The 13,394-nt window shown below is 36.9% G+C and carries 12 protein-coding genes and 1 pseudogene; 10 read left to right on the forward strand and 3 right to left on the reverse strand.

Features of this window, described 5'->3' with window-relative positions; translation table 11 throughout:
• From ACNSTQ_RS11700 to ACNSTQ_RS11725, 6 genes and pseudogenes are all read left to right on the forward strand, one after another.
• The coding region (locus ACNSTQ_RS11700; protein ID WP_418200139.1) for an IS3 family transposase at window positions 1–90 on the forward strand (90 nt) is incomplete at its 5' end.
• A gap of 38 nt (window positions 91–128) precedes the next feature.
• Window positions 129–536, forward strand: a pseudogene (locus ACNSTQ_RS11705) (SDR family oxidoreductase); the annotation flags it as partial.
• A 482-nt stretch (window positions 537–1,018) separates the two neighbouring features.
• Complete coding sequence (locus ACNSTQ_RS11710; RefSeq protein ID WP_418199999.1) at window positions 1,019–1,471, forward strand: BsuPI-related putative proteinase inhibitor; 453 nt, start codon at window positions 1,019–1,021, stop codon at window positions 1,469–1,471.
• Window positions 1,472–1,610: 139 nt separating this feature from the next.
• On the forward strand, window positions 1,611–1,844 hold the full coding sequence (locus ACNSTQ_RS11715; protein ID WP_418200000.1) for a lipoprotein: 234 nt from the start codon (window positions 1,611–1,613) through the stop codon (window positions 1,842–1,844).
• Window positions 1,845–2,235: 391 nt separating this feature from the next.
• A complete protein-coding gene (locus tag ACNSTQ_RS11720) occupies window positions 2,236–2,577 on the forward strand; it encodes a VOC family protein (RefSeq protein WP_418200001.1) in 342 nt (113 codons plus the stop codon).
• 196 nt (window positions 2,578–2,773) lie between these two features.
• Entirely contained in the window at window positions 2,774–3,319 is a 546-nt protein-coding gene (locus ACNSTQ_RS11725) for a hypothetical protein (protein ID WP_418200002.1), read from the forward strand.
• Between the two features lie 101 nt (window positions 3,320–3,420).
• Here ACNSTQ_RS11725 and ACNSTQ_RS11730 read toward each other — a convergent pair whose 3' ends face one another.
• From ACNSTQ_RS11730 to ACNSTQ_RS11740, 3 genes are all read right to left on the reverse strand, one after another.
• Window positions 3,421–3,816 carry a hypothetical protein gene (locus ACNSTQ_RS11730; RefSeq protein ID WP_418200003.1) on the reverse strand — a complete coding sequence of 132 codons (396 nt, stop codon included), beginning with the start codon at window positions 3,814–3,816 and terminating at the stop codon, window positions 3,421–3,423.
• Window positions 3,817–3,963: 147 nt separating this feature from the next.
• Window positions 3,964–4,143 carry an H-type small acid-soluble spore protein gene (locus tag ACNSTQ_RS11735; RefSeq protein WP_418200004.1) on the reverse strand — a complete coding sequence of 60 codons (180 nt, stop codon included), beginning with the start codon at window positions 4,141–4,143 and terminating at the stop codon, window positions 3,964–3,966.
• Between the two features lie 116 nt (window positions 4,144–4,259).
• On the reverse strand, window positions 4,260–6,704 hold the full coding sequence (locus tag ACNSTQ_RS11740) for a SpoIID/LytB domain-containing protein (protein WP_418200005.1): 2,445 nt from the start codon (window positions 6,702–6,704) through the stop codon (window positions 4,260–4,262).
• Between the two features lie 301 nt (window positions 6,705–7,005).
• On the opposite strand from ACNSTQ_RS11740, the gene ACNSTQ_RS11745 reads away from it, so the two are divergent.
• From ACNSTQ_RS11745 to ACNSTQ_RS11760, 4 genes are all read left to right on the forward strand, one after another.
• Entirely contained in the window at window positions 7,006–8,106 is a 1,101-nt protein-coding gene (locus ACNSTQ_RS11745) for a CapA family protein (RefSeq protein ID WP_418200006.1), read from the forward strand.
• A gap of 9 nt (window positions 8,107–8,115) precedes the next feature.
• Window positions 8,116–8,979 (forward strand): nitroreductase family protein, encoded by an 864-nt coding sequence (locus ACNSTQ_RS11750; RefSeq protein ID WP_418200007.1) that lies wholly within the window; start codon window positions 8,116–8,118, stop codon window positions 8,977–8,979.
• Window positions 8,980–8,981: 2 nt separating this feature from the next.
• Window positions 8,982–9,992: an LLM class flavin-dependent oxidoreductase gene (locus tag ACNSTQ_RS11755; protein ID WP_418200140.1), complete on the forward strand. Its 1,011-nt coding sequence runs from the start codon at window positions 8,982–8,984 to the stop codon at window positions 9,990–9,992.
• A 454-nt stretch (window positions 9,993–10,446) separates the two neighbouring features.
• Window positions 10,447–13,347, forward strand: coding sequence for an EAL domain-containing protein (locus tag ACNSTQ_RS11760; RefSeq protein ID WP_418200008.1), 2,901 nt, complete (start codon window positions 10,447–10,449; stop codon window positions 13,345–13,347).
• Window positions 13,348–13,394: the final 47 nt, after the last annotated feature.

A 13,394-nucleotide genomic window follows, 5' to 3' on the forward strand; every position in this document is an offset into this window, starting at 1 on the left:
ATGACATACTATAACCATTTTAGATACCAATGGAATATGAAAAAGATGACCCCTGTTCAATACAGAGATCATCTTCTTAAAACCGCTTAGGCTTTTTTAAAATGTCCTTTACAAAGGGTACACATTAGAATATCCACTCGTTTTTTTTTATGACGAAATATGCCCTTCCTTATTTACAAGAAGGAGATAGCATCATTAATACGACATCGGTTGTTCCTTATGAGGGACACGAAACTTTAATCGATTATACTTCATCCAAAGGGGCAGTAGTAGCCTTTACAAGATCACTTTCTCAAAATCTAGCTGAACAAAACATTCGTGTGAACGCAGTGGCTCCAGGTCCGATTTGGACACCGCTCATCCCATCTTCTTTCTCGGCAGAAGAAGTCAAAACGTTTGGAACCGATGTCCCTTTCAAACGTCCAGGGCAGCCGTTTGAATTAGCACCATCCTATGTATACTTAGCTTCAGATGATTCGAAGTATGTAACTGGCCAAGTGCTGCACGTAAATGGTGGAATCATGGTGAGTTCATGAAATTTGATAAGTACTTTATTGATCCAACATTCACGAACAGTATGATGAGAGAATGCCGGTGCTCTTGACATGAGAGGGAAGCCTGAAAAAGCGGGTGCCGCGGGGGAGTACGTGTCGAACTTTGGCTGAATAGGTCGAGAAATCGATAAACGAGGTGAAGTTGAAAATAAAACGATAAAAGTTAAAAATAAAACGATAGAAGTTGAAAATATTTCATAGAAAGTTAAAAATAAAATCGCAAAAGTTGAAAATAAACTGCAGTTTCCTTTAGATAGAACCTATATTTATATTTAGGGAATGACCTTTTTTCATTCCCTTAACAAGAAAATTGCTCATTTCACCTGCTTTTCTATTAAGCTGAGTTTATTGAATAGGGGATATTCTCCTATTCTTTTAAAAAAGTGGACTAGCTTAAAAATTTCATGAAACTTTTTTTCTTTTAAAACGTCAAATAAGATAGATACAAACAAGGGGGAAGTTTGATGAAAAAGTTAGTTGCCGGTTTACTAGTAATGGGAATAATGCTGACGGGGTGTGGATTAGGTAGTGAAAAAGCAAATCAGGACTCAAGTCATGGAGCAAGTGAAGTAATAGAAGGCGGGATGGCCACACGTCTTGTTGAAGAAACTCCTCTGACTTTCAACTATGAAGTAATGAACCAATCAGAGAAGGCTGTTACGATGGAATTCTCAAGTTCACAACGATTCGATTATACGGTTATGACGGAAGAAGGCGAAGAATTGTTTTTATTTTCTAGTGTGTCGATGTTTCTTCAAGCTTTAGGTGAAGAAGAACTAACAGAAGGCGAAAAACTTGAATACATGATCGATTTAAATGAGTTAGAGCTAGATCCAGGAAAGTACTTTCTTTCCGTTTGGATGACACCAATGGACGGCGCTTCTTACAAGGTAACGAAAGAGTTTAAGATTGATTGAGTTTTAAAGAGCACTTATCAACGCAACGATATAATATAACATGACATATGAGGTGGAGGTGCTATCGAAATGAGATAAGTACCTCCATTAAGTTTTACATACGAAAAATTAAATTAACCAAATAAAAGGTAGGAGTGAAATGAAAAAATTACTGTTAATGCTCGTCTTTGTTTTCTTCTTGGCTGGCTGTAATTCGAATTTAACTTTTTCTGAAATTGAGATAAAAAATGTAAAAAGAGGTATCATTACCTTTTTTAAAAGTGTAGAGGATGAAAATGGGATCCATCTTTACATGGATGGAAAAGAAGTGATTTACGTGATGTTAAATGGAAAAAATGTTATGGAAGGTGAGCAGGCCATTCATTTTACATGATTTAGTGTCGATGCTGCTGATGAAAGTTTACTCATTTACTTTAATGAAGAAGAAACAGATGATTACTCAGACCAAACCTTAAAACACCAAGTGGTCTATAAAGTAAACAAAGATAGAGATTATGAAAAACTTCGTACCTTTAGAAATGGTGAGGAAGTTCCGATTGGAGTAGTGTCAGGAAACTAATGAATAGCAAGGGATACTATAAAGTGCCCTTTTACTAAAAAACTAGTAAAATCAAATGGTTCGTGCACCATTAGAGGAAAAACGTAGGAGAATATCGAAACTAAAAGCATAGATTTCTGCATATTAGAGGAAGAACTAGGAGAAACCATAACCAAAAGCGAGCAGGGTGCATCCTAGAGCAAAAATAAAGGAGGAATTTAATAACGTGAAACTAGTATTTTTGTATCACCCCGTTAAAGATCTTAATAAATCTCTTACATTTTATCTTGATACACTAGGCTTTGAAGAGGCGTGGCGAGAAGGTGAGCATACTGTGGCATTAAGCTTGCCTGGTTCAGATGTGAAACTATTGATTGAAGATGATGAACAGGATTTATCAGCTGGCGGAGTTTTCTTAGTTGATAGTGTAGATACATTTTTTAAAGAAAATAAAGATAAACTCGAATTTGTTAAAGAGCCAATTGATATACCACCAGGAAGATATGCGATCTACCAAGATAACTCAGGTAACTATATAAGAATTATTGATTTTACTAATGAGACCTAAAAGGTATGTGATCTCGATTACATCGTTCTTGGACAGTGATGTAAGGTAGCAAAATTTAGTATATGGACAAGTCCAACCTCATAAATTATTATAATATTAAGAAAACTAAACTAAATTCAGCTTAGTATTTCCTTGTCATTTGTCAGTATGGTATCGATATGAAGGATAACGACATAAAAGACATAGAGGTGATCTTATGAGTTTTGTTGGACGTTTTACAAATATTCAAGTGGATATGAATAAAAATTTAGTACAATCTTTCTTAGAAAAAATAGAGCAAGCCTATCCATATGAGTGGGTAACAAACGAAGGATATAAAACGCTAATTATTCATGGAGACAAACATTATCAGCTTCCATTTAAAGAAGAAAAAGATTTATTACGCTTATCGATAGAGGAACTAGTAACGAGTGAGAGAACCTTCTCCATTGCTTTTAATGAATTATTGTTTGAATCACGAAAAAAGATGATGGGCATTGAGAATGTATACGAACGAAAAAAGAGAAGATTAGAAAAAAGAGAACATGACATTCAAATGATCCAAAATCGTAGAACAGAAGAGAGTCAGAAAACATTAGCAGCGCCCATCCCTAATGAAACGAAAGAAAGAATGATTGAGTTAGAAATTAACTATTTGTTAATGGAATTACATGAAGCGATGAAATCTCAAGATAAAGATAGGGAGATCACTTGTAAGAATAAATTACATGAATTAGTGGAACAATCAAAGCGAATTTCTTAATTTAAAATGGCTCTAATAATTAGTGAAAAGTGCTGGTCAAAAGAGGAAACATAGTGTAAGAAAAATGCAGCATCTCCATAGGGGCGCTGCTGCATTTTTCATTAAAATCCGTCGGTAGCAGGTGTAACTGGAATGTTTAAGTTTCGCTCAATCGTCCGCACCCTTTGATTTAGACGATTTAAACGATCTGTATGCAGTTCATCATTACGATTTAGACGAGTAATCTCTCCATTAATTCGGCGAATTTCTTCATTGATCCGGTTAATTTCATTGTTAATGCGGCCAATTTCTTCATTTTGTCGAGTTAATTCGGCTGCTTGTTCTTGGTTTTGTCTCGTCAGTTGATTGACTTGTTGTTGAAGGTCCGGTTGTTGTCTCGTCATCGATAGTTCTGTTTGTTCTCCTTGTGCTTGTGATGCATAGTGGTTTTGATAATACGGACCATAATAATTCGTCGGATGTTGGACATTTGCGGGAGAATAAGGGTAATAATTCATGAAGGCAGCAACTCCTCTAAGTTTTGTTATGCAAAGAATACATAATAGCCTATGTTACGTTTGTGGGAGTGGCAGGGCGATCACCTAGATAACGACAAAAAAGAAACAGCTTGAAAAGTAGCGCACTTTTCAAGCTGTTTTTCACAATTACTGTTCTGATAAATTTTGAACAGAAACGCTCATTTTTTGATTCGGATCATCCATTGGATGAACAGTTGCCATTTCATTATCTTGATCGACATGTTCAATGTAAACTTGTTGACCATTGTAAGTAACTGTTTTCATGTTTTGTGAAGAAGAAATTTCTTGTGCGCGTTGTGCGTCCATTTGGGCACCTCCTGTTGGGTTTCTTTATACAGTACTACTATTTGTAGAAAGTGATGGACATATACTCAAAATGTAGTAAAAATTCCCAACAGTAACGTAAATACATAAGACGTCGACTACCTGCTAATCCAAACTACTCTATTTCTTGTATCCCAATGGGATCTCATCGAAAGAGTCTCATTCAATGTTCTAATGGATACATAAACCCTAGAGTGCAAGACTTCAGGATGATTTGTAAGTCGAATGTTCCTTGAATTGACTTTTACTTGCTTACTGCTCACTTTCATGTTGAGTGTTGTTTTTGGATCTCTAACGGTAATATTGTTCGTCGATTTGTTCCAGCTGTAAGACATTTTTAAATTCTCTACTGCGCCTTTAAGCGGAATGTACACTGTTTTATTTCGGGCAACTGGATTTCCTTGAACATTGGCAACTCTACCATTAATAACCACGGCAGTTTGATCGTTAGCTGCTAACGTTTGATTGAGTGTGAGCAAGTTGACATGAATAAATCCTCGAGTTTTACCTATTTGGATTTGATAGAAGTCACCTGAACGTCCAAGGATATTAACATTTTGACCTAATCGAGCGGTTCCGACAATAGCAGAACTTGTTGTTGCGCTTCTGCGGATATTCGCAGCATTGACATTGACTCTCGCGGTTACTTGAGTACCTACGCGAGCCACTTGCACAGACTGAGGCGTTGGCGATGGTGCGGGCTGTTGAGTCGTCGGTTGCTGAATTGCTGGTTGACTCGCAACAGGTTGAATTGCAGGTTCCTGAGTTGTTGGTTGACTCGCGACCGGTTGCACTGCAGGCTGTTGAATTGTCGGTTGGCTAGTTACAGGTTGAGAAACTACTTTTTGAACCGATTGCTGTACTTGTGCAGATACGGTTTGATTTTCCGCTCCTTTTGCTTCAATTGTAAATGAATACGTCCCATTTGGATGAGATCCAACGGTCCAAAATTGAGCAAGATCTCCAGCTTTTCGGTTCACATCTCGGATTAACGTAGCGATGACCCGATGATTCGCGTCTCTAACGGTGATCGTAACTAAAGCATCTTGATTCAATGTATAGCGAACTACGACTTGATCGTGTCTAGCATCGTATTCTGCTCGAGCTTGACTAATTTCAATCGGCTTCACTTCTGGAGTCACTTGAGAATCTGGAGCCGGAGATGGTTGACTCGGGCTAACGGGCTGACTCACCGGTTGAATTGGAGTTACAGCTTCAGTATTAGCTGGTGCATATTGAATAAATGAAGTTAGTGTAGTACCAGGGTAATAAAATTGTAGAATATCATTTACTCTAAATCCACTGTCTGCCATTCCTTTTGCACCCCATTGGCTCATACCAACAGCATGGCCGAAACCTCGTCCATTTACGATGATAGACGTATCGTTTTCAACAACAGAATCTACTAGGTAACTGCGAACTAAATTTATCCCAATCATGGCTCTCATACGTTGTGCCGTCGTGTTTTTAAGCTCAACGGTATGCAGCCTAATGGTTCCGTCGGTATTTCGAACAAAATCATTGGTAGCTAATGAGCGGACTAAGAAGTTTACCGTAATGTCTCCTTGACGTACACGACCACCTGTTGTCTTTTGATCCGAAAATTTAAACGTAGGGATCGATACAATTTTTATTTCCGTATTTGGATAACCATTTTGATATAGCCAGGTTTTAATGTTATTCGGTATCGTTGTATCTCGTTCTCTTGCCGTTGACCACCACAATTGCGGATTTCTAAGATCTCGATTCGTAAGGTCGATTTGATTTTTATTAATGGTAAAATTCCACGGTGCAATCGAGTCATAAGGATCTGCTTTTATAGGAAGATAGGGTAAATTCGTTCCGCCCCAAACATTCCCGTTTGATTCAGTAATCCCGCCATTACTAGATGAATAGACAGCTGAAATAAGTCGACCGTTATGAGTGAGGGTTTGTCCACTCGTTTCATTTACAGCTCTTGTGCTATTCGTGTGCCAAGCGTAACCTGCATATACTTGATAGTTAATCGTATCGTCGATCACTTTAGGACCTTGGGACATAACGTAGGTTCTCGCTGCAACAGCTTGAGCTTTTAAGGCTTCGACATTCCAAGAAGCCGGCATTTCAGAAGGAACCACACCTTTTAAATAATCTTCAACGGGCAGAGTGTTGATTGGACGAATGAAAGCTCCTTCTATAACAAAGCGTACTGTTCCCAGGTAGGGACGGTTATTAATTCTAACTAGATGTTGTTCATTATATTGAACCGGTGTGAAAGTGAGTTCAGTAAGACTGTGCATACGGTGAGTACCATCAAACATAGATATTCTTCCGTTTTCTAGACGTAATTGATAGGTTTTTCCACTTTCAACAGTACCTTCATTATTTAAGCGGTAGTTTCCTGAAAACTTGATGGAAAGGTTAATAACATTGCCTAAATAGTTCACCAACTTAACGGTAACAGTTGGTTGCTGAATGGCTTGTCCAGAAGCGTATATAGAATGAATTGGTAAAGACATGAGTACGAGTAAAACTACGATAAAACAAGCAAACAGCCTTTTCATGGAGGTCCCCCTAAATGTAATCTAGCAAAATATAAGCTAATCATATTCCGTTTCTAGGATAATAGATAGAGGGGAAATTTTTGAAAATTATAAATAGGTATAAAAAGCAGCACAAAAAGAACTAGAACTTACTAGATTTTGTCCAATGATCGAGCAAAAAAATAAAAAAAGTTGCCTGTGAGATTTTTATAAAACCTACTAAAAAACAATATTTTTACTTATCTAGAATGTATCTGTAATGATATGATGAAAGTAATAGATATATATAATTATTAAGTGGGGAAAAGTGAGGGGGAAATGAGTGAAAAAGCTACTTGGACTTATTATAATATTATTTTTAGCTGGGTGTAGTGAAACAACAACGGGGGAAAAACAATCAAAAGATTTAGCTTCTAAATCAGATGGAATGGGCATAGAAAGGCCGCTAAATGAAGAAGCTGTACCAGCATTTTTACAAAAAGAGTTAGATCCTATTGAGATTATATTCGTAGGTGATGTGATGATGGAATGGTCGTTAAAAAATACGATCAATACGAAAGGCGTCGATTATCCATTTCAAAACGTCAAAGAGGATATCCATAAAGCGGATTACGCCGTCGCCAATCTAGAGACAGCTATAACGACTAGTACCAACTCGTTTGGAAAACAATATAACTTTAAAGCGAATCCTATAAAGCTTGAAGGGTTAGTAAACGCTGGCTTCGACTTAGTCTCTTTAGCAAACAACCATACGATGGATTATCGAGAAGAAGGTTTACTAGATACGATAAAATACTTGAGAGAATATGGTATTGATTTCGTTGGTGCTGGTAAAAATAGCGAGGAAGCTTATGCGTCACATACAGTCGTCTTAAATGATCAAAAAGTAACGTTCTTAGCGTTTTCAAGAGTATTACCTGATGTTTCCTGGTATGCTACAGAAACAAAACCCGGAATTGCCAGCGGGTATCAGGAAGAAAGAGTCATAGATATTATAGAAAAAGAAAAAGTAGATACTGATTATGTTTTAGTGTATATGCATTGGGGAATTGAGCGTGCGAATCGACCGGAAAATTATCAACGAGATTATGCAAGGAAGATGATTGATGCCGGTGCTGATGCTGTCATTGGTGCGCACCCTCACGTACTTCAAGGGTTTGAATTTTATGACGGGAAGCCGATCGCCTATTCTCTAGGGAATTTCCTGTTTCCTGACTACATTACTGGCCCGACTGCAGATACTGGATTATTAAGCATAATCATTGAGGATGAACAAGTAAAAATGAGGTTTAATCCTTTTTATATCGATAACGATGTGATTGTTGATAAAGGACAAGCTTATCGAAATAGAATCTATCAATACTTAGAAGACATTTCATATGATGTACTGATTGAAGATGGTGAAATTAAACCGAAAAACTAGGAGGTTGTTATGAGTTTCCAACAATCTGTCATTGAAACGATGAAGAAACGTCAGTCCGTTCGAACGTATGAAACCCGGAACATATCAGAAACTCACCTTCAAAAAATTGAAAAATACATGACCGATGAAAAGCCATTCATCGGTCCTTTTGGAAAACAAGGAAACATACAATTGGTTCATGTTACGAATAATGTGACAGACAAAGGAATTAAGCTTGGAACCTATGGGTTTATTAAAAATCCAACTGCTTATATTGTCGGGGTATCGGAAAACAATAAGTACGCACTCGTCGATTTTGGGTATACGTTTCACCGCCTCGTCTTATACTTGACGGAACTAGAACTAGGCACTTGTTGGATGGGTGGAACGTTTAACCGAAATTCATTTGAAAAAGAGATTTCAATAAATGATGGACATTTCATTCCTTGTGTAACTCCAATAGGATACCCGAAAGAGAAACAGCGAATGTTTGATAAAGCACTGCGTTATGTAGTAAAAGCAGATAATAAAAAAGTGTGGGAAAAGCTTTTCTATAATGTTTCATTTGAGAAACCCTTAACGAAAAATCAAGCTGGCGATCTTGAAACACCGATTGAAATGGTACGTATCGGTCCTTCTGCCTCTAATAAACAACCATGGCGTCTAGTGTTAACGGAAGATCGAAAAACGTGTCATTTTTACATTGAACATACACCGAATTATAGTAGTAAATTAGGCTACGATATGCAGCTGTTAGATATGGGAATCGCGATGTGTCAGTTTGAGCTAGCGTGTAAGGAATTAGATATTAATGGTGAATGGCAAGTAGAAGAGCCGGCAATACAAGTTCCCGATGAAAATATCGAGTATATCGTGAGTTGGAGACGAAAGTGAAGATGAACTTAAGTATATTAGACCAAGCACCGATCTCTTCTGGTAAAACAGCGGGTGAGGCTTTACAAGCATCGATAAAATTAGCACAAGCTGGAGAGGCATTTGGTTACAAAAGATACTGGATTGCCGAGCATCACGATTTCTCGGGCCTTTCTTGTTCAGCACCTGAAGTCATGTTAGCTGCTATTGGTGCAAACACATCTAATATTCGGATTGGTGCAGGGGCTATTTTACTTCCGCACTATAAACCGTATAAAGTAGCTGAAGTTTTTAATATGCTAGCAACACTGTATCCAGGACGAATGGATTTAGGGATCGGCCGAGCACCTGGTGGTTCAGCTGAAGTCACGATGGCACTTTCCAATAATTTTCTGCAACAAGTGTACAAATTACCTGAGTCTGTACAAGAGTTGTTTCAGTTTTTACATCATGATTTTCCGGATGATCATATGTATGCAAACATTTCTGCAGCACCTCTTCCGACTACACCACCGCAACCATGGATATTAGGAACCAGTGGAAAAAGTGCGAAGCTAGCAGCGGATCAAGGAGTAGCCTACGCATTTGGTCATTTCATGAGTGATAACGAGGGCCCTGAAATTGTGAAATCGTATGTTGATCATTTTAAAGCAAGACGCACCTTAAAAAAGCCACAAACGATCATTGCGGTATCTGTCGTATGTGCTGAAACAACAGGAAAAGCAGAAGAACTAGCAACAAGTTCATTACTCTGGAAAATTCAACTAGGAAAAGGTGAAGGTAAAGAGGGTGTCCCTTCAATAGAGGAAGCTAAGAACTACACCTTTACAGACGAGGAATTAACGGTGACCTCAAAAATGAAACAAAAAATGATCATCGGTAACCCTCAAGATGTCAAAGAGCAGTTAATGGAATTACAATTGATATACGCTGCAGATGAAATCATGATTGTCACGATTACCCATTCTTATGAAGAGCGAATTCGTTCTTACGAATTAATTGCAAATGAGTATAGTGGTAGAAAGAATCTCTAGGTGTTAGAAGCTTTACGATGAATGTGTGTAGATCGTTGACTAGGTGTGTTTATCCAATAGGCAATGAACACTAGAAGTAGAAAAAGGATGAACGGAAATTGTTCGTCCTTTTTTCTATTCTTAGTTATATCCAATTGGAAATTACCATTAGATTTAAAAAATATTCAATCTATTAAATTCATAACCTATATGGTAATATAAAGAAAGATTAATAGGACAAAAGACACCTCAGAGCAGACCCAAATTGTGATGTCCAATAGTGAAAGCAATGAACATACTGACGCTAGAGGTGAACCTTGTTTTGGTTTGCTTTTTTTTGTGGTTAAGATACGACAACTATTAATGAACCTAAACAGATTGTTAGGAGTAAATTCCTAAGTGATGGAACGGGTTTTATATAAATAGGGGGTGGATTTAAGTGCTTGCTATTAAGTAAGTGCTTAAGTAGTAGTCTATGATTTGGAAATTGGTACCAAAGTGGATTGTGAACATGATGGGACGTGTTTCGTTTTCAAAAAAGTTTCTATTATTTTTTATTGCTTTTTCCGTCCCGATGGTCGTTAGTATATATGTTTTATCAACGGATATTAACAAGAAAATCACTCAGAACGAAATAGAGCAACAGGCATTAATTTCATTGCAACATTTTGCGGAACTTTTACGCCATAATCAAACACATCGTGGGTTAAAACAGTCCTATTTAAGAGGCTATGAGCAATTTAGTGATCCGGTATATGACCAAAAGCAGTTGGTTGACGCAAAAATAATGGAAATTGATCAACAAATTGAAAAAGATTGGAAAAGGTTTGTAGACATTACTAAGTGGAACTTGCTTAAGAAGCAATGGGAAGATGTTCATCACGAAACGAATGTCCTAAAAAGTTTTGAAGGTCATACTGAAATGAATTCAAATCTGTTAAAGATGATTGCAACGATCGTAAATGATGCGCAAATTTATTTAAATCCAGACCCTCAAATGAATCGTTTAAGTATTACCATTAATGAAGACTTACTATTAAGCACAGAACAAATCGGACAATTACGTGCTTTTTCTACACAGCTAACGTTACAAGCAGCCCCATTAACCGAAATGCAGCACCATCAGTTGTTAGAGATGGTTGGAAGTGTACAAATCCTTCTCGATAATTTGGATATGAAGGCGTATTATCTTCAAGATTTAAATGAAGAACATGTCCTATTAAACCAAAAGGAGCAATTCAGTGAACAAACCAAAGTGTTTCTTGATCAGCTTAAAAGTCATGAATTTCGATCAAAGGATCCAGAAATGGTATTTGAACTAGCAACTACAGCTATTAATAGTGGTTTTCTATTATATGAAAAAGGAAATTTTATATTAATTGAGCATTTACAAGAAGCTAACAAGTCCTATAAACAAGGTCAGTTCTTACTTTTACTATTATTTCTTTTCTCCATTTTATTAATTTACCTTTTATTCGGTGGAGCATTTATTTCAGTGGTTCAAACCCTTCAAGTATTACAAAATGGAACTGCTCGTTGGATTAAAGGGGAGTTAGGGACGAGAATTCAAGTAAATACTAAAGACGAATTAAAAACGATTGGTGATTCGTTTAATCAACTTGCTAGTAGTTATGAAGAAAACCTCGACCACAATATACGTATTCAAGAAGATTTAAAACATTCAATGAAGAAAAACAATCAACTAGCAACAGCTATTAATAATTTGGATATAGGTGTCGTCATCACGGATCCTCAACAACCGAACAACCCTATAACGTTTGTAAATGCCGGCTTTGAAAAATTAACAGGATATAAAGCAGAAGAAGTGATTGGGCGCAAATCAAGCCCGTTACAAGGTGAGAAAACTTCTCTTGAGGCTATACGACGAATTAGAGAGGGCATAGAAAAGGAAGAAGCCTTTTCTGTTGAAATCTTAAATTATCGCAAAGATGGCAACACGTTTTGGAATTATTTAAGCATTTCACCTGTCTATGAGAATGAAAAATTAGTCAATTTCCTAGGTTTACAAACCGATATTACGAAACAAAAAGAGGCAGATGAAGAGATCTATTCGCTTGCATATTACGATCAACTCACTAGTTTGCCAAACGATAACAAGTTAGAGTCAAGTGTAACTAGTGATATTCAATTAAATATGAAACAAGCGACTATCCTTCGTTTAGATGTTGCTCGGTTTAAAAATATTAACCATGCGAGAGGGTTTAGTTTAGGGAACTTAACTTTAATTGAAATTGCTAAACGGCTACAACAATCCATCAAGGATCAAGGAATGGTCTCTAGACAATATGGTGATAAGTTTACGATTTATTTACCAAACATTGCAGATCCAATAGAAATTAATAAAAAAATAGAAGAAATTCATCAACAGTTTCTTCAACCATTTGAGGTTAATGGTTATACCTTTTACCTAGAAGTTTCGATCGGTGTGAGCCGGTACCCGAATGACGGCAAGGACTTTATAACGTTAATGCAACATGCGGAAGCAGCGATGTTTCAAGCGAAAGAACATGATGATATGCAGTATGTGTATTATCAAGAAGACATGAATAAAGACTTTGAAGAAGAATATGTATTGGAAAATTATTTAAGAGTTGCGATCGAGAACGAAGAATTTTTCCTTACGTATCAACCAAAACAAGATATAAAAACAGGAAAAATTACCGGCATGGAAGCTCTTATTCGTTGGAGCCACCCTAAGCTAGGAATGATTTCACCTTTTAAATTTATTCCGTTAGCAGAAAAAACAGGTTTAATCTATCCAATTGGCGAATGGGTTCTTTTAGAGGCTTGTAAACATAATAAAAGGTTGCAAATGCAAGGTTTCGAACCGCTCATTGTTTCCGTAAATATATCAGCTAAACAGTTTAGTAATAAAGAATATTTACTTTCTACAATTGATCGAATCCTGGAGGAAACCAAATTAGACCCTAAGTATTTAGAAATTGAATTAACAGAAAGTGTTTTCCAAAACCCAACGGTAGTAAAACCAATTTTAGAAGAAATTAAACAGCGTTACATTCATGTGTCGATTGATGATTTTGGAACAGGCTATTCTTCGTTAAGTTATTTAAAACTATTTCCAATTGACGTGTTAAAAATTGATCGTGCGTTTATTAAAGACCTTTTAGAAAACGAAGATGATCAAAAATTGACAAAATCAATGATCGATATTGGTCACGGTTTAAACCTTAAGGTTATTGCTGAAGGGGTAGAAACAGGGGACCATATTGAGGTATTAAAGACAATGAATTGTGATGAAGTCCAAGGGTATCATTTGGCGAAACCGTTAACTGCTGATGAGTTTGTGGAGTTTCTAAATAAAACAGAAGCTAGAGAAGTTGGATTGAGAAATTAGAGTTAGCGATAGAATAATTTGGACAAAGGGGTGCGAACGAATGGCGG

The sequence above is a fragment of the Alkalihalobacterium sp. APHAB7 genome (assembly GCF_048323755.1).
Classification (GTDB): Bacteria; Bacillota; Bacilli; order Bacillales; family Bacillaceae_F; genus Alkalihalobacterium.